Here is a 17,048-nt window from a genome sequence, read left to right on the forward strand (position 1 = left end):
CATGGACTTCGCATTCGACGCCCGTACCGAGGAGCTGCGCTCCCGCCTGCTCACGTTCATGGACGAGCACGTGTATCCGGCCGAGCAGGTCGCCGAGGAGCAGCGGGCGCGGCTCGCCTCGCCGTGGGACACCCCGGCGGTCGTCGGTGAGCTGAAGGCCGAGGCCAGGCGGCAGGGGCTGTGGAACCTCTTCCTGCCCGACGCGGAGTACGGGGCCGGGCTGACGAACCTCCAGTACGCCCCGCTCGCGGAGATCACCGGACGCTCCCCGCACCTCGCGCCGACCGCGACGAACTGCGCCGCCCCGGACACCGGGAACATGGAGGTGCTGTTCCAGTTCGCCACCGAGGCACAGAAGAAGCAGTGGCTGGAGCCGCTGCTCGCCGGGGAGATCCGCTCCGCATTCGCGATGACGGAACCGGACGTGGCGTCGTCGGACGCGACGAACATCGAGACGCGGATGATCCGGGACGGCGATGACTACGTCATCAACGGGCGCAAGTGGTACATCTCCGGGGCGATGAACCCTGACTGCGCGGTCTTCATCGTGATGGGCAAGACCGACCCGGACGGCGAGGACATCCGCCGCCAGCAGTCGATGATCCTCGTCCCCCGCGACACCCCGGGCGTAGAGGTGCGGCGCGCGATGCAGGTGTACGGGTACGAGGACCACTCGCACGGCGGCCACGCCGAGGTGGTCTTCCACGACGTACGGGTGCCCGCGGCGAACCTGATCGGCGAGGAGGGCGGCGGCTTCGCCATCGCCCAGGCGCGGCTGGGTCCGGGCCGGATCCACCACTGCATGCGGCTGATCGGGATGGCGGAGCGGGCCATCGAGCTGATGTGCCGGCGGGCGGTGGCGCGTACGGCGTTCGGCAAGCCGCTGGCCGCGCAGGGCGTCGTGCAGAACTGGATCGCGGACGCCCGGGTCACGGTGGAGCAGCTGCGGCTGCTGGTGCTGAAGACGGCCTGGCTGATGGACACCGTGGGCAACAAGGGCGCGCACACCGAGATCCAGGCCATCAAGATCGCCACCCCGCGCGCGGTGGTGGACATCCTGGACTCCGCGGTGCAGCTGTACGGCGCGGGCGGGGTGAGCCAGGACTTCCCGCTGGCGGAGCTGTGGGCCTCGGCGCGGACGCTGCGGCTGGCGGACGGGCCGGACGAGGTGCACCAGCGGTCGCTGGCCCGTCGGGAGATCAAGCGGTACGTGTGACGGACGCGGTGCGGCCCCCTCCCGAGGTGCTCGTCGGGAGGGGGCCGCGGCCGCACGCGTGCGTGTACAGCAGGCTCAGAAGGTGAGCTTCCAGCTGTCGATGTAGCCGGTGTCCTGGCGGGCGACGTCCTGGACGCGGAGCTTCCAGGAGCCGTTGGCCACCTCGCTGGAGGCGTTGACCGTGTACGTCGTGATGACGTTGTCGGCCGAGTCGCCGCTGCTGGAGTTCTTCAGCCGGTACGCGCTGCCGTCCGGGGCGAGCAGGTCCACCACGAGGTCGCCGCGGTAGGTGTGCTTGATGTCGACGCCGACCTGAAGTGCGGCCGGGGCGTTGCCCGTTCGTCCGGTGACCGCGACCGACGAGGTGACCGCCGCTCCGGCGTCCGGGATGGCGACGTCGGTGGTGTTGCTGAACACGCCCTCGCCCGTGGGCGGTTCGCCGGTGCCGGAGGACAGGGTCCAGACGGCGTGGGCGGCGGCGTCGCTGTTGCGGTCGAGGGCCGTGTCGTTGATGTTGCTCAAGTTGTCGCACGACGAGTGGTAGCAGCGGTCGAAGGCCTGGCCCGCCGTACCGCCCCACTTCTGCGCCTGGGCGGCGGACTTGGTGTAGCCCGCGCCGGTGAAGAGGCCGCCGACGGGGACGCCGACGTTCTTGAACGGGGCGTGGTCGGAGCGGCCGTCGCCCTCGGTCTCGATCTCGGTGGGGACGTTCAGGCCCGCGAAGTAGTCCTTGAAGGTCTTCTCGATGACCGGGTCGTCGTCGTAGACGAAGTAGCCGGCGTTGGGCGAGCCGACCATGTCGAAGTTGAGATAGCCGGAGAGCTTGGAACGCTCGGCGGACGGCAGGTTGTTGACGTAGTACTTCGAGCCGATCAGGCCCAGCTCCTCCGCGCCCCACCAGGCGAACCGCAGATGCTTGTCGGGCTGGTACCCGGCGCGGGAGACGGCGAGCGCGGTCTCCAGCACGGCGGCCGAGCCGGAGCCGTTGTCGTTGATCCCGGCGCCGGAGGAGACCGAGTCGAGGTGGGCCCCGGCCATCAGGACCTTGTTCGGGTCGCCGCCGGGCCAGTCGGCTATCAGGTTGTAGCCGGTGGCGCCGTTGGAGGTGAACTGCTGGAGCGTGGTGGTGTATCCGGCCGCGTCGAGCTTGGCCTTCACATAGTCGACGGACGCCTTGTAGCCGGGGCGGCCGTGGGCGCGGTTGCCGCCGTTGTTCGCGGCGATCGTCGAGAACTGCGAGAGATGGGCCTTGACGTTGGCCACGGGGATGTCGGGGGCGGCCGCGGCGGCTGCCTCCGGCGTCGGCGCTCCGGCGGCCTGCGCGCCGGGCGCGGCGGTCGCGAGAAGGGCAGCGAGGGCTACGGCGGCGACGGCCGCCGGGGATCTGCGCAGGGTGGAACGGTTCGGTCTCATTCACGGGCTCCGGATTCCGTTGGGGACTGACGGAACGTGCGGGGGGTCCCCGGCCGCGCGGTGATCCGGCCGGGTCCTGGAGCGTGGGCCTGGACAAGCGGCCCAGAGGTGCGCAATGCGTGACCGATGCTCAGGGAAATGACAGTGCTCCGTCAAGAGCGGAAACCGGACAGGTCCGTTCTATTAACGAACGGACCTCGGCCCGTGAACGCTGGCGCCTCCGGAGGAGGCCGGACATACCTCATACATCCAGATTCGCCCCGCCCGGCCGGGCGGGCCACTGGATCACCCCGGGACGGGAGCCCCTACGGGCGCAGGGCCCGCAGCAGCAGGTCCGCGAGGTGGTCGGCGACCTCCTGGCGGCTGAGCGGGCCGTCCGGGCGGTACCAGGTGGAGAGGTGGTGGACCGAACCGAAGTGGTAGTCGACGACGAGGTCGGCGGGGGTGGCGGAGGAGAACACGCCGCTGTTCTGCCCCTCCTCGATCAAGGCCCGGAACCGCTCGTGGTAGCGGCGGCGCTCGACGCGTACCTGCTTGTTCTTCTCGGGGCTCAGGTGGTGCATGGAGCGGAAGAAGATCGCGGCGTCGTCCAGGTTGTCGATGGTCGTGACCACCACGTCGGCCGCCGCGTCGCGCAGCCGCTGCTCGACGGGGGCCTCGGCGTCCGCGAAGGCGTCCAGACGCTCCTGCTGGAGCCGCAGCACCCGGGCGTAGACCTCCTGGAGCAGGTCCTCCTTGGAGCCGAAGTAGTGGTAGAGCGCCCCCTTGGTGACGCCCGCCGCCTCGACGATCTCCTGGACCGAGGTGCGGTCGTACCCGCGCTCGGCGAAGAGCCGGGTGGCGGCGGCCAGCAGCCTCTGGGGGACGGGAGTGCCGTTCTGGTCCGTCGCCTTGGCCATGAGCCGCCACCTTCCTTTCGTACTGTGCGTGTGCTGTTGGGACGCTGTTCTAACGGGGGGAACGCAGTTCCCGCCTGAGGATCTTCCCACTCGCCGTCTTCGGCAGCTCGGTCAGGATCTCCACCTCGCGCGGATACTTGTACGCGGCGAGCCGTTCCTTGCAGTACGCGCCCAGCTCGCCGGGTTCCACCGATGCCCCCGGGCGCAGACTCACGTACGCCCGGACCGTCTCCCCCCGGTAGGCGTCGGGCACGCCGACGACGGCCGCCTCCCGCACCGCCGGGTGGGTGTAGAGGACGTCCTCCACCTCGCGGGGCCACACCTTGAATCCGGAGGCGTTGATCATGTCCTTCTTTCGGTCGACGACGTACAGCCAGCCGGCCGCGTCCATGAACCCGATGTCACCGGTGCGCAGCTCGCCGTCCGGGAAGGCGGCGGCGGTGGCCTCGGGGAGGTTCCAGTAGCCGGAGACGACCTGGGGGCCGCGCACCGCGATCTCGCCCTGCTCCCCGAAGGACACCTCCCGCCCCTCCTCGTCGAGGATCCGGACGACCGTGTCGGGCCCGGGGACACCGACGGAGAGCGTGCCGGAGACCGGGTCGACGGGGGCCTCCCGCTCGGGCGGGACCGAGGCGCAGGGGGCGGTGCACTCGGTGAGCCCGTAGCCGTTGCGGATGTACGGGCCGAAGCCCGCGCGGAACTTCTCCACGAGCGCGGGCGGCAGGGGCGCGCCGCCGGAGGAGATCACCCGGAACGAGGCGAAGTGGTCCGGGGTGGCGTCCGGGTGCGCGGCCAGCGCCATGAAGGCGGTGGAGGGCCCGACCGTGTAGGCGGGGCGGTGGGCGGCGAAGGCCTCCAGGACGACGCCCGCCTCGAAGCGGTAGGCCAGGACGAGGGTGCCGGCGTTGGCGATGCAGGCGGAGAGCTCACAGACCATGCCGGTGATGTGGAAGAGCGAGGCGAGCGCGAAGTAGGCGGAGCCCTCGGCGATCGGATGGCCGGTGCGCTGGCGTTCGGCATTGACCATGATGTTGCCGTGGGCGTTCATCGCGCCCTTGGGGGTGCCGCTGGTGCCGGAGGTGTAGCTGATCAGCGCCACGTCCTCGGCGGTGAGACCGCGGTCGGCCGGGGCCGGGTTCCCGGCGCGGGCGGCGGTCAGCAGGTCGTCCGCGAGGTCGTCGGGGCCGGGGGCCGGGAGCCGCTCGAAGCCGAGGACGCGCGGGTCGTTCACGCTCTGGAGGTCCAGTTCGCAGGCGGTCAGCGCGATACGGAGGTCGGGGGCGGCCGCCGCGGTGTCCCGGAGATACGCCTCCCACGCCCGGTCCGAGCAGATCAGCGCGGTGACCCCGGCATCGGCGAGGACATGGCCGACCTCGCCCGCCTTGTACATCGGGTTGAGCGGGACGACGGTGGCCCCCGCCTTCCACGCGCCGAGCAGCGCGAGGACGAAGTGCGGGCTGTTCTGGAGCATGATCGCGACCCGGTCGCCGCGGCGCAGCCCCCGGGCGGCGAGGTGCCCGGCAACCGAGTCGGACAGCTCGTCGGTCTCGCGGTAGCTGAGCCGGCCGTCGAAGTAGGCCAGGGCGGGGTGGTCCGGGGCCCGGTCCACGGCCGCCCGCCAGGCGTGGAGCACGGTCGGGGGCGGGGTTACGGGGGCGCGCTGAGCCTCGCTGAGCAGGGCGAGCCAGGGCTGGGCGGCGTAGATCGATGTGGTGGGGGAGGACGCGGGGGCTCCGGGAGCCGGCGGGCCGCCGGAGGGCGTGGCTCCGGGAGCCGGGGCGCCGGAGGACGTGGGGTCGGTGGGGTCGCTCATGCTCCGCTCCCCTCCTCCCACTTCTGCTGGAGCTTGTTCATGTTGCCCATCCACCGGTCGGGATCGGCGGCACGCGCCTGGTAATAGCCCGCCACCTCGGGGTGCGGCAGGACCAGGAAGCGGTCCGCGTCCATCGCCTCGAACAGGGCGTCGGCTACGGCGTCCGGCTCGATGGCACCCGGGGCGAGGACCAGCTCGCCGGCCGATCCGGCGGCGGTGAGCATGTCGGTGCGCACGCCCTGCGGACAGATCGCGTGGACCTTGATCCCGCGGTGGCGGTAGGTGAGCGAGAGCCACTCGGCGAAGGCCACCGCCCCGTGCTTGGTGACGCTGTAGGGGGCGGCGCCGATCATCGTCAGCAGCCCGGCGGCGGACGCGGTGGTGACGAACCGCCCGCTGCCGCGCTGCAGCCAGTCCGGCAGGAGGGCCCTGGCCGCGCGGACGTGGGCCATCACATTGACGTCCCAGGCGGCGGCCCAGACCTCCTCGTCGGCGAACGCGTCACCGGGCGAGGCCAGACCCGCGTTGGCGCAGTAGACGTCGACCGTGCCGTCCAGCGCCTCCCGGGCCGCGTCCACGATCCCCGAGGCGTCCCCGGCGACGGCGATGCCACCGATCTCCTTCGCGAGCGGTTCGATCCGCGCGAGGTCGAGGTCGTTGACGACGACCCGCGCCCCTCCGGCGGCGAACCTGCGGGCCAGAGCGGCTCCGATGCCGCCTCCGGCCCCCGTGACCACCACGCCGGCGCCCTGCACCGTACTCATCGTCATCCCACCTCTCCGATCCGGCTGCACCGGCAGACTAACCGGTCGGTATGTGATCGGGAAAGGGTCGGGAGGGGCCGGGGAAGGACCGGCGCGGCGTACGGGGGCGGCTCGGGGAATCGGCGCGGCCCAGGTCGTTCCGCGCGGCCCCGGCCCGCGCTAGCGTGCGTGGCCATGACAGTCGGCGCGATCATGGAGGTAGCGGAATGAGCCTGTCCCGACGTGGTGTGCTGGCCGCGGGAGGCGCGATGGGAGCGCTCGCGGCGACGGCGGCCGGCACCGGCACCGCCTCCGCCGCCCCCGAAGGCTCCCCGGGGCACGGGCGCGGCCAGGTACGTACCGGCTTCGACCGGCTGGCGGCCGACGGCTACCGGCTGCTGCGGGGCCAGAAGGTGGGGGTCGTCACCAACCCGACCGGCATCGCCGCCGACGTCCGGCACATCGTCGATGTGATGCACCCGGACGAGCGGGTGAACCTGACCGCTGTGTTCGGCCCCGAGCACGGGTTCCGGGGCACCGCGCAGGCGGGCGGCTCCGAGGGCCGTTACGACGACCCGGCGACCGGGCTGCCGGTCTACGACACGTACCTCAAGAGCGGGCAGGACCTCGCGGACATCTTCACCGCGTCGGGCGTGGACACGGTCGTCTTCGACATCCAGGACGCGGGTGCGCGCTTCTACACGTACATCTGGACGCTGTACGACTGCATGGAGGCGGCGGCGCTCGCGGGCAAGCGGCTCGTCGTGCTGGACCGGCCGAACCCGGTGACCGGGCGGGCCGCGCTGGGCCCGGTGCTGGACCCGGCGTTCGCCACGTTCGTCGGCCGCCGGGAGATCGCCCAGGCGCACGGAATGACGGTGGCGGAGCTGGCGCTGTTCTTCAACGCGGAGTTCCTGCACGAGAATCCGGTGCGGCTCGAGGTGGTGACGATGTCGGGGTGGCGGCGCTCGGACTTCTTCGAGGACACCGGGCTGCCGTGGGTGCCGCCGAGCCCGAACATGCCGACGCCCGAGACGGCTCTCGTCTACTCCGGGACCTGCCTCTTCGAGGGGACGAACCTCTCCGAGGGCCGGGGCACCACGCGCCCCTTCGAGCTCCTCGGCGCGGAGGGCATCGACCACCGCTGGGCGGCCGCGGCGAACGCGCTGGAGCTGCCGGGAGTCGCCTTCCGGGAGGCGTACTTCGCGCCGACGTTCTCCAAGTTCCAGGGCAGGACGGTGGGCGGGGTCCAGCTCCACGTCCAGGACCGGGAGGTCTTCGACCCGGTCCGCACCGGGATCGCCCTGCTGGTGACCGCGAAGCGGACCTGGAGCGGCTTCGCCTGGCGGCCGGACAACTGGATCGACAAGCTCACCGGGAACACCCGGGTCCGCACGATGATCGACGCGGGCGCGGACACGGACGCGGTGGTACGGGCGTGGCAGCGGGACCTGTCGGCGTTCCGGGCGAAGCGGCGGAGGTATCTGCGGTACGGGGGCTAGCCTCCCGGCTCAGGCTGCCGTGAGATCCATGTCGCCGAGGTACTCGCCGTCGTCCGTGAGGCCCCGCTTGCGGTAGCCGAGCCGGAGGTAGAACTCCTCCGGCCCGCCCTCGCCGGGCTTCCAGGTCACGGTCGAGACCGTCCCGCCGCGCCGGCGGATCTCCTCGTTCACCGCCCCGACGGCGAACCGCCCGTAGCCCCGGCCCTGCTCCCCCGCGGCGACGGCGAGCCGCCAGAGCCCGGAGCGCTTCGGAGCGTCCGGCACCCCGGCGTCGAAGTCGAACGCCAGGTCGAAGTACGCCATCACGAAGCCGACGGCGCGCTCACCGTCGCAGATCAGCCGGGGCCAGGCGAGGTCCGGGTGCACATAGGCCTCGGCCAGGGACTGCGCGACCGGGGAGACGAACCTGCGCTGCTCGGGTGCGACTTCCAGCCGACAGGCGTCGAGCACGTTGTCGGCGGTGATCTTTTCCAGGCCCGGTCGAGCTGTTGCCATGGGGGGGAACCCAACCTCACGGGCCCGCGACGGCGCCAGGCAATTTCGCCACCCGCGCCAGGCGCGCACGCCCGCGGACCACCCGCCCGTGCGCCACTCCGCTTCCGCCCGTGGCACCCCACCCCACATGGGGATTCTCGGCCAATGGACGGATTTCATCTTTCGATGGAGCCGAAACGGGCAGGCGTACGTCCATTCCATGACGTCCAAGGACGAGCGACGGAGGTGGCGGTGTCATGGCCGGTTTCCGGAGTCTTGCGAGACAGGTCCGAGATCCGCGGGGTGATCTGGCCCTGCGGCGGTATTCGCTGCGGAAGTGTTTGGAGAGGTTCGCCCCGTACGGGCACCGGGCGACCTGGGACCATCTGTGCGCCCGGCACGGGATCGACCCCGAGGACCGGGAGCCCGATCCGGTGCGCCTGCTGCGCGCGCTGGACGAACTGGAGGAGGCGCGGGCGGTCTGGCTCGCGTACGAGGCGGGGTTCGCGGAGCGGCGGCGGCGCGAGAAGCACGCGGGGCTGCGGCGGCCCGGCGCGTTCGACGACTGGCACCGGCGCACCTGGGGCGGTCACGGGGTGGCCCGCTGCACCGACCCGGGCGTCCATCCGACGCAGCCGCTCGCGGAGGTCCTGCGCCGACTGATCGCGGCGCTCGGCTCCGGTCCCGGCTCGGCCTGTCCGGTCTGTGCGGGCACCGGTATCGAGTGGCGGCAGGAGCGGGGCGAGGAGCCGTGGGCGGGTCCGGTGTGCACGGGCTGCGGGATCGCGGTGCCGCAGCCCGCCCTGACTGACCGCACGCTGGCCAGGGCCCGGCTGCCACGACACCGGAGGCCGGCCGCGGCGGCGGCTGCGTGACGTGACCAGGAACGAAGTTCGGTAGCTCGGCGCTAAGGACGGTGTTCGGCCGGCTGCTTGCGTTCGGGCATCAGACGGGAACCGGTGATCTTCTCGCCGTTGATGTCGTCGGGGTTGGAGAGGACGCAGGTCTCCAGCGACAGACAGCCGCAGCCGATGCAGTCGGTCAGATGGTCGCGCAACCGGTGCAACTGCGTGATGCGCTCGTCCAGTTCCTTGCGCCACGCCTCGGAGAGACGGGCCCAGTCCTCGCGGTTCGGCGTGCGCTCCTCGGGCAGTTCGGCGAGCGCGTCCCGGATCGTGGCCAGCGGAATGCCGACGCGCTGGGCCGCCCGGACGAACGCGACCCGGCGCAGCGCGTCACGGGAGTACCGGCGCTGGTTGCCGCTGGTGCGGCTGCTGGTGATCAGGCCCTTGGACTCGTAGAAGTGCAGGGCCGAGACGGCGGCGCCGCTGCGCGCCGAGAGCTGGCCGACCGAGAGTTCGTGGAGTGTCTGCGGGATCTGGGGCACCCCTCAAACCTACTGCCATGTCGTTGACAGGAACGGGCCGCCCAACGATGCTGAGCAAGCGCTTAGACATCGCGCCGGATGGTGCGTCGAGCCGGAAGGCAGGGACCGGGAACATGGCAGAGCCGAGGATCTTCACGTCCGCACAGGAGCTGCGGGACGGTGTGGGCGAGCAGCTGGGACACAGCGACTGGCTGGAGATCGAACAGAAGAGGATCGACCAGTTCGCCGAGGCGACCGGCGACCACCAGTGGATCCACGTGGACCCGGAACGGGCGAAGGACGGGCCGTTCGGCACGACCATCGCGCACGGCTATCTGACGCTCTCGCTGCTGCCCGCGCTGGTACCGCAGGTGATGCGGGTCGAGGGCATGAAGATGGGCATCAACTACGGGACCAACAAGGTCCGTTTCCCCTCGACCGTCCCCGTCGGCTCGCGGCTGCGGGCCACGGCGGTGCTCCGGGAGGTCACGGAGGTGGGCGGCGGCGTGCAGGTCACGGCGGTCGTCACCGTCGAGCGCGAGGACAGCGAGAAGCCGGCCTGTGTCGCGGAGTCGGTGTCCCGCTACTACTTCTGACCCGAAGCCGTACGGGCCCCGACCATCCGCAGGACGAGGTCGGCGTACAGCTCGCCGACCTCGTCGGGCGTACGGCTGCCCTGGGCGTTGAACCAGCGGGCCACGTCGATGCAGAGGGAGAGCACCGCGAGCGTGGTGCCGGGGACGTCGGGGACGTCGAACTCACCGTCGCGCACGCCTTCGTTGATGATCCGGCGCACCACCGCGTCGCTCCTGCGCCGCAGCGCGACGATCTCGGTGCGGTGCTCCTCGCCCAGCGCGTCGAGTTCGTACTGCACGACCCGGGCGGTGGTGTGCCGCTCCGCATGCCAGCGGACGAAGGAGCGGACGGCTCCGGCGAGCCGCTCGGCGGCCGTGCCGTCCCGGTCCGCCTCGGTGTCGAGCACGTACAGCGCCCGCTCGTGGCCGATCTTGCTGATCCGGTGGAGCAGCTCTTCCTTGGTCTTGAAGTGGATGTAGAGCGCGGCCGGGCTCATTCCGGCCCGGCCGGCGATGTCACGGGTGGTGGTCGCGTGGTACCCGCGCTCGGCGAAGGCGTCCACGGCGGCGACGAGGAGCCGCCTGGCCGCCTCGGGAGTGACCTCGCCCCACGGCGTGTCCTCGCCGCTCGTCTCCTCCGCCGCACTCATCGCCCAGGGCCCCTCTCCGTCAACAGGACGAACACCATACCCCGAACCTGAGCAAGCGCTTAGGGGCGGTCCGGTCGGCGGTACGGGGTCAGAGCTTCTGGAACGGGTCGTGCTCGGCGAGGATCTTCTCCAGCCGGGCCTGGTCGACCCGGCTGTGGATCTGCCCGGCCTCCTGGCGGTCCCTGATCACCTTGGCGAGCGTGAAGCAGGACGTGACCAGATAGAGCACGCCGATGGCGAGGAATCCGCGCACCCAGGCGTCGGCGTCGAGGAAGAAGATACCGAAGGCGACCGCGCCGATGGCCACCATGAAGGAGGCCACGGCCTGGACGTAGAAGGCCGCGGTGCTCTGCTGCTTGACCGATGTCGTCTCACTCATGGGCCCAGCATCCGCCGACGTGGCGCACGCCACATCCGTGCCCGTACTCAGACCGGTACTCAGACACCCGTACGAGCCCGGGCGCCGGTCAGAAGGCACGGTCACCGGTCAGAAAGCGGAGACGCCGGTGAGCGCCCGGCCGATGATCAGCTTCTGGATCTGGCTGGTGCCTTCGTAGAGCGTCATCACACGGGCGTCCCGCAGCAGCTTGCCGACCGGGTACTCGTCGATGTAGCCGTAGCCGCCGAAGACCTGGAGGGCGTTGTTGGCGCAGCGGACGGCGGCCTCGGAGGCGTACAGCTTGGCCTTCGAGGCGGCGGTGGCGAAATCCTGGCCCCGGTCGATCAGGTCGGCGACCCGCCAGGTCAGCAGCCGGGCGGCGTCCACGTCCACGGCGATGTCGCTCAGCAGCTCCTGGACGAGCTGGTGGCGGGCGATGACCTTGCCGAACTGCTCGCGCTCACCGGCGTAGCGCACGGCCGCGTCCAGGGCGGCCTGGGCGATGCCGACACAGCCCGCCGCGACCGACATGCGCCCCTTGGCGAGGGCGGACATCGCGATGGAGAAGCCCTTGCCCTCGGGGCCGAGGAGGCAGGACGCCGGTATCCGGACGTCCTCAAGGACCAGTTCGGCGGTGGCCTGGCCGCGCAGGCCCAGCTTGCCGTGGATGGTGCGGCGGGTGAGGCCGGGGGTGTCGGCGGGGACGAGGAAAGCGGAGACGCCGCGGTGGCCGGGGCTGTCGTTCGTCCGCGCGAAGAGCAGGACGACGTCGGCCCAGGTGCCGTTGGTGATGAACGTCTTGGTGCCGCTGATCACGTAGTCACCGCCCTCGCGGACGGCCCTGGTGGCGAGGTTCCCGGCGTCCGATCCGGTGCCGGGCTCGGTGAGGCCGAAGCAGCCGATCGCCTCGCCGGAGGTGAGCAGGGGCAGCCACTGCCGTTTCTGCTCCTCGCTCCCCCAGGACGCGATCGTCTTGGCGACGAGGCCGAGCGATACGGAGACGATGCCGCGCACCGAGGAGTCGCCGCGCCCCAGCTCCTCGGTGACCAGGCAGTAGGACAGGTGGTCGCCGCCGGAGCCGCCGTACTCCTCGGGGACGGTCAGCCCGAGGAAGCCGAGACCGCCGAGCTTCTTCACGACCGACCTGTCGACATTCTCGGCCCGGTCCCAGGCGACGACGTGCGGGGTGACCTCGCGGGCGACGAAGTCCTCGGCCAGTTTCCGGACGGCTTCCTGCTCCTCGCTGAGCGCCAGGTCCATCGTGCGCCACCCCGCTTCCGTCGATCACTTAATTAGCACTGCTAGTTTCTGGTGCGCAGGGCCTACTATGAGCCGCATGGCCCGACCGCGCAAGCCCCTCCTCAGCAGAGACCGCATCGTCGGGGCGGCGAGCGCTCTCGTGGACGCCGAGGGGCTCGACGCCGTCTCCACCCGTCGGCTGGCGGCCGTCCTGGGGGTGAGCGGGCCCTCGCTCTACAACCACTTCCGCAACAAGGAGGAGATCCTCGACGCCGTCGCCGACGCGGTCTCCGCACAGGTCGACCTGTCGATGTTCGAGGAGCCGGACCCGCGCGACTGGCGGGAGGCCCTGCACGACTGGGCGCTGTCCTACCGGGCCGCCCTCGCGGCGCATCCGCACATCGTCCCGGTCCTCGCCCGGGGCCCCGGCCGCCGCCCGGCGGGGCTGCGGGTGGCCGACGCGGTGTTCGGGGCGATGGTGGGGGCGGGGTGGCCGCCCGCGCAGGCGACCCGGATCGGGGCGCTGATGCGGTACTTCATCACCGGCTCGGCGCTGGGCTCCTTCGCCGGGGGCTTCGTCGACGACGAGACCGCCTACGACCCCGCCGACTACCCGCACCTCGGCCAGGCCCACCTGCTGGCCGACCACCGCCGTCAGGTCGACGAAGGGGCCTTCGAGACGGGGCTGCGGGCGCTGCTGGAAGGGCTGGCGATCCAGTACGAGCAGTACGCGCGGCCGGTGGGCGGCGACGCGGCGACGGTTCGGCCGGTGCCGAACCGTCCGTGACGCACGCTGGACGTATGGACCGTTCCCCCCGGCCACGGCCGCACGACTCCACCGCCGGACGCCTCGCCGCGCTGGCCGCCCTCCTCGCGGGACTACCTGTTACGACCATCTCGCGGGGCGGCTCGGCATCCGGATCACCGAGGCGATGACGGTACGGGGGCTGCTGCGGCAGGACACAGGGTTCGCGCTGACCGAGGCGGGCCTGGAGTGGTTCGGCGCGCTCGGCATCTCCCTGGACCGGTCGGGGCGGCGCCCCCTGGTGCGGAGCTGCCTGGACTGGACGGAGCGGCGCCCGCATCTGGCAGGGGCGGCGCGGGCGGCGCTGTGCGCGCATGTGCTGGGGGTGGGGTGGTGCGAGCGGGTGGGGTCGGGGCGGGCGGTGCGGGTGACTTCGGCGGGGGTGACAGCGCTGTCGGACGCGCTGGGCGTCGACCCCGCGTCCCTCACCGCCGACGGCCCGGCCGCCTGACGCCCCAGCACGGGGGCCCGCCGCCTGCCGGACGGACCCGCGCCTCACAAGCCCGTCCGGCGCTTGCGGACGAACCTGCATCATTCCAGCCAATCCGGCGTTTGCTGACGAACCCGCACCATTCCAGCCCGTCCGGCGTTTGAGGACGGAACCGGCGCTCGGGTTGGGCGGCACCCCTGCTTCCCGGACACGGAGGAGTCGCCCCGTACCAGCGCCACGGTTCCGTCCTCAAACGCCGGACGGGCTGGGTGTGGCAGGGCTCCGTCCTCAAATGCGGGACGGGCTGGAGGGGGCTGACAAGCTCGCCGGGGCGTCGATTGACGGGGAATGACAATTCGGTGGGGAGCGAAGCGTTTCGGCTTTACGGTCGTGGCCATGACGACGGCCCCGGCCCCCCTCCCCGCCTCCCCACCGGCCCACCGCTGGCGGGCCCCCGCCGCCGCCTGCACCACCGTCGTGCTGTGGGCCTCCGCCTTCGTCTCCATCCGCAGTGCGGGCGAGGCCTACTCCCCCGGCGCGCTGGCCCTGGGTCGGCTGCTGGCGGGCACGCTGGTGCTCGGGGCGATCCTGATCGTCCGCCGGGAGGGGCTCCCGAGGCGCGGCGCCTGGCCCGGGATCATCACCTCGGGGGTGCTGTGGTTCGGGCTGTACATGGTCGCCCTGAACTGGGGCGAGCAGGAGGTCGACGCGGGAACGGCCGCGATGCTCGTGAACATCGGGCCCATCCTGATCGCCCTGCTCGGCGCCCGCATGCTCGGCGAGGGGCTGCCGCGCCGGCTGCTGCTGGGCATGGGCGTCTCGTTCGCGGGCGCGGTCGTGGTGGGGCTCGCGATGTCCGGGCACGGCGGCCCCTCCGTGCTGGGCGTGGCCCTGTGCCTGCTGGCCGCCGTGGCGTACGCGGCGGGCGTGGTGAGCCAGAAGCCGGCCCTCGCGCACGGTTCCTCGCTCCAGATCAACACCTTCGGCTGCCTGATCGGAGCCGTCGCCTGCCTGCCGTTCACCGGGGTGCTGGTCTCCGAGGCCGCCGACGCCCCGCTGTCCGCCACCCTGAACATGGTCTACCTGGGCGTCTTCCCGACCGCGCTGGCCTTCACCACCTGGGGCTACGCGCTGGCCCGGACCACCGCGGGGAAGATGGGCGCGACCACGTACGCGGTCCCGGCGCTGGTCGTGGGGATGGCGTGGGTGCTGCTGGACGAGGTGCCGACCCCGCTCGGCATCGTCGGCGGGGTGCTGTGCCTGGCCGGGGTGGCGGTCTCCCGGAGCCGTCAGCAGACTGGGCCCACACGCGGAAATCCGGCCCGGCCGGTGGAGGGATCCCGTCATGACGAGGAGCGCCAAGCGGAACGGACGTAACGGGGGCAAGGGCAGGGCGGGCCGCGACCAGCCCCACGCCCCCGAGGAACGTGACGCCCCCGGGGCGAGCCCGACCGGCAGCCCCGAGAGCCCCGGCGGCCAGGGGGCGAGCGCGCGGGCGGCGCGTCACGGCGGGGCGTACCTGGACGGTTTCGGTGTCGTTGACAGCGGGGACGACGATCCGGTCCTCGTGACGCCGGAGGGCCACGCCCGCGACGCCTGGCGCGAGGACTACCCGTACGACCGCAAGCTGCGCCGCCGCGACTACGACAAGGCCAAGCGAGACCTCCAGATCGAGCTGCTGAAGCTCCAGCACTGGGTGAAGGAGCGCGACGAGCGGCTGGTGATCCTCTTCGAGGGCCGGGACGCGGCGGGCAAGGGCGGCACGATCAAGCGGTTCACCGAGCATCTCAACCCGCGTGGCGCGCGGGTGGTGGCGCTGGAGAAGCCGACCGAGCGCGAGCGCACGCAGTGGTACTTCCAGCGGTACGCGGCACATCTGCCGAGCGCCGGGGAGATCGTCCTGTTCGACCGCTCCTGGTACAACCGGGCGGGCGTGGAACGGGTGATGGGGTTCTGCACGACCCGCGAGTACCTGGAGTTCATGCACCAGGCGCCGGGGTTCGAGCGGATGCTCGCCCGGGACGGCATCCACCTGGTGAAGTTCTGGTTCTCCGTCTCCCGCAACGAGCAGCGCAACCGGTTCATGATCCGGCAGATCGACCCCGTACGGCGGTGGAAGCTGAGCCCCGTCGACCTGGCCTCCCTCGACAAGTGGGACGAGTACACCGAGGCGAAGGAGCTGATGCTCTTCCACACGGACACGGCCGACGCGCCCTGGACGGTGGTGAAGAGCAACGACAAGAAGCGGGCCCGCCTGGAGGCGATGCGGCATGTGCTGGACCGCTTCGACTACCCGGGCAAGGACCCGGAGGTGGTGGGGAAGCCGGACCCGCTGATCGTGGGCCCGGCCTCCCGGCTGTTCGAGGAGGGCGAGATGGACGCCCGGCTGCTGGGGCCGGTCGCCTCGACCTCCCGGACCACGGACCACTAGCGGCGTTCTAGAACACCACGAGCGCCCGGCCGCCCTTGCCCGCGATCATGTTGTCGAAGGCGGCGGGGATGCCGTCCAGGCCGATGTGCTCGGTGACCATCATCGACAGGTCGAAGCGGCCCGCACGGATGTGGTCGGCGAGGACGGGCAGGTCCTGGGCCGGGTCGCTGTTTCCGTAGACGCAGCCCGTCAGGGACCGGCCCCAGTGGAAGATCTCCAGGGCGTTGAAGGTGACTTCCTGGTCCTTGCCGCCGATCCCGACGACCGTGGTGCGGCCGCCGCGCCGGGTGGACTCCCAGGCGGCCCGGATGGTGGCGGGCCGGCCGACGCACTCCACCGCGGCGTCCGCGCCCTGGCCGCCGGTCAGCTTGCGGATCTCGCGCGGGGTGGTGGCGGAGGCGATGACGTAGTCGGTGGCGCCCGCCTGCCGGGCCAGCTCCTCCTTGGCCGGGGAGACGTCGACCGCGATGATCTTCGACGCGCCGGCGATCCGGGCCGCCTGGAGCACGGCGAGGCCGACGCCGCCGATCCCGAAGACGACGACGCTCTCGCCCTCGCGGACCCGGGCGCTGTGGTGGACCGCCCCGTAGCCGGTCAGGACGGCGCAGCCGAGGAGGGCGGCGTCGGTGAGCGGGATGCCGTCGGGGGCGGGGAGGACGCAGTTGGCGGCGACGACGGTCTCCTGGGCGAAGGCCGCGACGTTGAGCCCGGGGTGGAGGTCGGTGCCGTCGGCCGTACGGGCGTGGAGGCGGGAGACTCCCTTGAGCGCGTCGGCGCAGAGCCACACCTCGCCGATCCCGCAGTGGAAGCAGACCCCGCAGGAGGGGGCCCAGTTGAGGACGACGCCGTCGCCGGGCGCGACGTGCGTGACGCCCTCGCCGACGGCCAGGACGGTGCCCGCTCCCTCGTGGCCGAGGACGGCCGGCACCGGAACGCGCATGGTGCCGTTGGACAGGGACAGGTCGGAGTGGCAGACCCCGGCGGCGGCGAGCGCGATGCGCACCTGACCGGGGCCGGGCTCCGGCAGAACGATGTCGGTGATCTCCAGCGGAGCTCCGACGGCGGGCAGTACGGCGGCGCGGACCACGAACAGGCTCCTTACGAGTTACGAGA

The 17,048-nt window shown here is 71.9% G+C and carries 17 protein-coding genes and 1 pseudogene; 8 read left to right on the plus strand and 10 right to left on the minus strand.

Annotated elements, in window-relative coordinates; genetic code table 11:
* Nucleotide 1: 1 nt before the first annotated feature.
* On the plus strand, nt 2-1,216 hold the full coding sequence (locus WQO_RS06235; protein WP_010057066.1) for an acyl-CoA dehydrogenase family protein: 1,215 nt from the start codon (nt 2-4) through the stop codon (nt 1,214-1,216).
* Nucleotides 1,217-1,291: 75 nt separating this feature from the next.
* Here WQO_RS06235 and WQO_RS06240 read toward each other — a convergent pair whose 3' ends face one another.
* From WQO_RS06240 to WQO_RS06255, 4 genes are all read right to left on the minus strand, one after another.
* Nucleotides 1,292-2,629 carry a M28 family metallopeptidase gene (locus tag WQO_RS06240; RefSeq protein WP_010057065.1) on the minus strand — a complete coding sequence of 446 codons (1,338 nt, stop codon included), beginning with the start codon at nt 2,627-2,629 and terminating at the stop codon, nt 1,292-1,294.
* A gap of 305 nt (nt 2,630-2,934) precedes the next feature.
* Nucleotides 2,935-3,528 carry a TetR/AcrR family transcriptional regulator gene (locus tag WQO_RS06245; protein WP_010057064.1) on the minus strand — a complete coding sequence of 198 codons (594 nt, stop codon included), beginning with the start codon at nt 3,526-3,528 and terminating at the stop codon, nt 2,935-2,937.
* Between the two features lie 49 nt (nt 3,529-3,577).
* The gene (locus WQO_RS06250; RefSeq protein ID WP_010057063.1) at nt 3,578-5,341 is read right to left on the minus strand and encodes an AMP-binding protein; all 1,764 of its coding nucleotides are present in this window, start codon (nt 5,339-5,341) and stop codon (nt 3,578-3,580) included.
* Complete coding sequence (locus tag WQO_RS06255) at nt 5,338-6,111, minus strand: SDR family oxidoreductase (protein ID WP_010057062.1); 774 nt, start codon at nt 6,109-6,111, stop codon at nt 5,338-5,340. The genes WQO_RS06250 and WQO_RS06255 overlap by 4 nt, the downstream gene beginning before the upstream one ends.
* A gap of 200 nt (nt 6,112-6,311) precedes the next feature.
* On the opposite strand from WQO_RS06255, the gene WQO_RS06260 reads away from it, so the two are divergent.
* On the plus strand, nt 6,312-7,586 hold the full coding sequence (locus WQO_RS06260) for an exo-beta-N-acetylmuramidase NamZ family protein (protein ID WP_029181970.1): 1,275 nt from the start codon (nt 6,312-6,314) through the stop codon (nt 7,584-7,586).
* Nucleotides 7,587-7,595: 9 nt separating this feature from the next.
* Here WQO_RS06260 and WQO_RS06265 read toward each other — a convergent pair whose 3' ends face one another.
* The gene (locus WQO_RS06265; protein WP_010057059.1) at nt 7,596-8,081 is read right to left on the minus strand and encodes a GNAT family N-acetyltransferase; all 486 of its coding nucleotides are present in this window, start codon (nt 8,079-8,081) and stop codon (nt 7,596-7,598) included.
* 236 nt (nt 8,082-8,317) lie between these two features.
* Between WQO_RS06265 and WQO_RS06270 the strand changes: the two genes are divergently transcribed.
* Entirely contained in the window at nt 8,318-8,935 is a 618-nt protein-coding gene (locus tag WQO_RS06270) for a hypothetical protein (RefSeq protein WP_029181969.1), read from the plus strand.
* A 32-nt stretch (nt 8,936-8,967) separates the two neighbouring features.
* Here the strand turns inward: WQO_RS06270 and soxR are convergent, their stop codons facing one another.
* On the minus strand, nt 8,968-9,447 hold the full coding sequence (soxR, locus tag WQO_RS06275; protein ID WP_010057054.1) for a redox-sensitive transcriptional activator SoxR: 480 nt from the start codon (nt 9,445-9,447) through the stop codon (nt 8,968-8,970).
* A 113-nt stretch (nt 9,448-9,560) separates the two neighbouring features.
* Here soxR and WQO_RS06280 point away from each other — a divergent pair, with 113 nt between their 5' ends.
* Nucleotides 9,561-10,022 (plus strand): MaoC family dehydratase, encoded by a 462-nt coding sequence (locus WQO_RS06280; RefSeq protein WP_010057053.1) that lies wholly within the window; start codon nt 9,561-9,563, stop codon nt 10,020-10,022.
* Here WQO_RS06280 and WQO_RS06285 read toward each other — a convergent pair.
* The 3 genes from WQO_RS06285 to WQO_RS06295 all read right to left on the minus strand — a co-directional run bounded on the left by WQO_RS06285 (nt 10,013) and on the right by WQO_RS06295 (nt 12,290).
* Nucleotides 10,013-10,651, minus strand: coding sequence for a TetR/AcrR family transcriptional regulator (locus tag WQO_RS06285; RefSeq protein ID WP_010057052.1), 639 nt, complete (start codon nt 10,649-10,651; stop codon nt 10,013-10,015). The genes WQO_RS06280 and WQO_RS06285 overlap by 10 nt on opposite strands.
* Nucleotides 10,652-10,739: 88 nt before the next feature.
* On the minus strand, nt 10,740-11,030 hold the full coding sequence (locus WQO_RS06290) for a YiaA/YiaB family inner membrane protein (RefSeq protein WP_010057051.1): 291 nt from the start codon (nt 11,028-11,030) through the stop codon (nt 10,740-10,742).
* Between the two features lie 108 nt (nt 11,031-11,138).
* Nucleotides 11,139-12,290, minus strand: coding sequence for an acyl-CoA dehydrogenase family protein (locus tag WQO_RS06295; RefSeq protein WP_010057049.1), 1,152 nt, complete (start codon nt 12,288-12,290; stop codon nt 11,139-11,141).
* Between the two features lie 76 nt (nt 12,291-12,366).
* Here WQO_RS06295 and WQO_RS06300 point away from each other — a divergent pair, with 76 nt between their 5' ends.
* From WQO_RS06300 to ppk2, 4 genes and pseudogenes are all read left to right on the plus strand, one after another.
* A complete protein-coding gene (locus WQO_RS06300) occupies nt 12,367-13,056 on the plus strand; it encodes a TetR/AcrR family transcriptional regulator (protein ID WP_010057047.1) in 690 nt (229 codons plus the stop codon).
* A gap of 85 nt (nt 13,057-13,141) precedes the next feature.
* Nucleotides 13,142-13,525, plus strand: a pseudogene (locus WQO_RS06305) (transcriptional regulator); the annotation flags it as partial.
* Nucleotides 13,526-13,900: 375 nt separating this feature from the next.
* Nucleotides 13,901-14,881 (plus strand): DMT family transporter, encoded by a 981-nt coding sequence (locus WQO_RS06310; protein WP_029181968.1) that lies wholly within the window; start codon nt 13,901-13,903, stop codon nt 14,879-14,881.
* Nucleotides 14,850-15,935, plus strand: coding sequence for a polyphosphate kinase 2 (gene ppk2 / locus WQO_RS06315; protein WP_010057042.1), 1,086 nt, complete (start codon nt 14,850-14,852; stop codon nt 15,933-15,935). The genes WQO_RS06310 and ppk2 overlap by 32 nt, the downstream gene beginning before the upstream one ends.
* 7 nt (nt 15,936-15,942) lie before the next feature.
* On the opposite strand, the gene WQO_RS06320 is transcribed toward ppk2, so the two are convergent.
* Nucleotides 15,943-17,022: a Zn-dependent alcohol dehydrogenase gene (locus tag WQO_RS06320; protein WP_010057041.1), complete on the minus strand. Its 1,080-nt coding sequence runs from the start codon at nt 17,020-17,022 to the stop codon at nt 15,943-15,945.
* Nucleotides 17,023-17,048 lie beyond the last annotated feature (26 nt).

Origin of the sequence: Streptomyces globisporus C-1027, from assembly GCF_000261345.2 — a bacterium.
Classification (GTDB): Bacteria; Actinomycetota; Actinomycetes; order Streptomycetales; family Streptomycetaceae; genus Streptomyces; species Streptomyces pakalii.

Bases quoted from the DNA above. Each gene is read 5' to 3' on its own strand.
- WQO_RS06270 (WP_029181969.1), top strand. From the start codon at position 8,318: ATGGCCGGTTTCCGGAGTCTTGCGAGACAGGTCCGAGATCCGCGGGGT.
- WQO_RS06285 (WP_010057052.1), bottom strand. From the start codon at position 10,651: ATGAGTGCGGCGGAGGAGACGAGCGGCGAGGACACGCCGTGGGGCGAG.
- WQO_RS06235 (WP_010057066.1), top strand. From the start codon at position 2: ATGGACTTCGCATTCGACGCCCGTACCGAGGAGCTGCGCTCCCGCCTG.
- WQO_RS06255 (WP_010057062.1), bottom strand. From the start codon at position 6,111: ATGACGATGAGTACGGTGCAGGGCGCCGGCGTGGTGGTCACGGGGGCC.
- WQO_RS06310 (WP_029181968.1), top strand. From the start codon at position 13,901: ATGACGACGGCCCCGGCCCCCCTCCCCGCCTCCCCACCGGCCCACCGC.
- WQO_RS06300 (WP_010057047.1), top strand. From the start codon at position 12,367: ATGGCCCGACCGCGCAAGCCCCTCCTCAGCAGAGACCGCATCGTCGGG.
- WQO_RS06290 (WP_010057051.1), bottom strand. From the start codon at position 11,030: ATGAGTGAGACGACATCGGTCAAGCAGCAGAGCACCGCGGCCTTCTAC.
- WQO_RS06265 (WP_010057059.1), bottom strand. From the start codon at position 8,081: ATGGCAACAGCTCGACCGGGCCTGGAAAAGATCACCGCCGACAACGTG.
- WQO_RS06250 (WP_010057063.1), bottom strand. From the start codon at position 5,341: ATGAGCGACCCCACCGACCCCACGTCCTCCGGCGCCCCGGCTCCCGGA.
- WQO_RS06245 (WP_010057064.1), bottom strand. From the start codon at position 3,528: ATGGCCAAGGCGACGGACCAGAACGGCACTCCCGTCCCCCAGAGGCTG.
- WQO_RS06295 (WP_010057049.1), bottom strand. From the start codon at position 12,290: ATGGACCTGGCGCTCAGCGAGGAGCAGGAAGCCGTCCGGAAACTGGCC.
- WQO_RS06260 (WP_029181970.1), top strand. From the start codon at position 6,312: ATGAGCCTGTCCCGACGTGGTGTGCTGGCCGCGGGAGGCGCGATGGGA.
- ppk2 (WP_010057042.1), top strand. From the start codon at position 14,850: ATGACGAGGAGCGCCAAGCGGAACGGACGTAACGGGGGCAAGGGCAGG.
- WQO_RS06280 (WP_010057053.1), top strand. From the start codon at position 9,561: ATGGCAGAGCCGAGGATCTTCACGTCCGCACAGGAGCTGCGGGACGGT.
- WQO_RS06240 (WP_010057065.1), bottom strand. From the start codon at position 2,629: ATGAGACCGAACCGTTCCACCCTGCGCAGATCCCCGGCGGCCGTCGCC.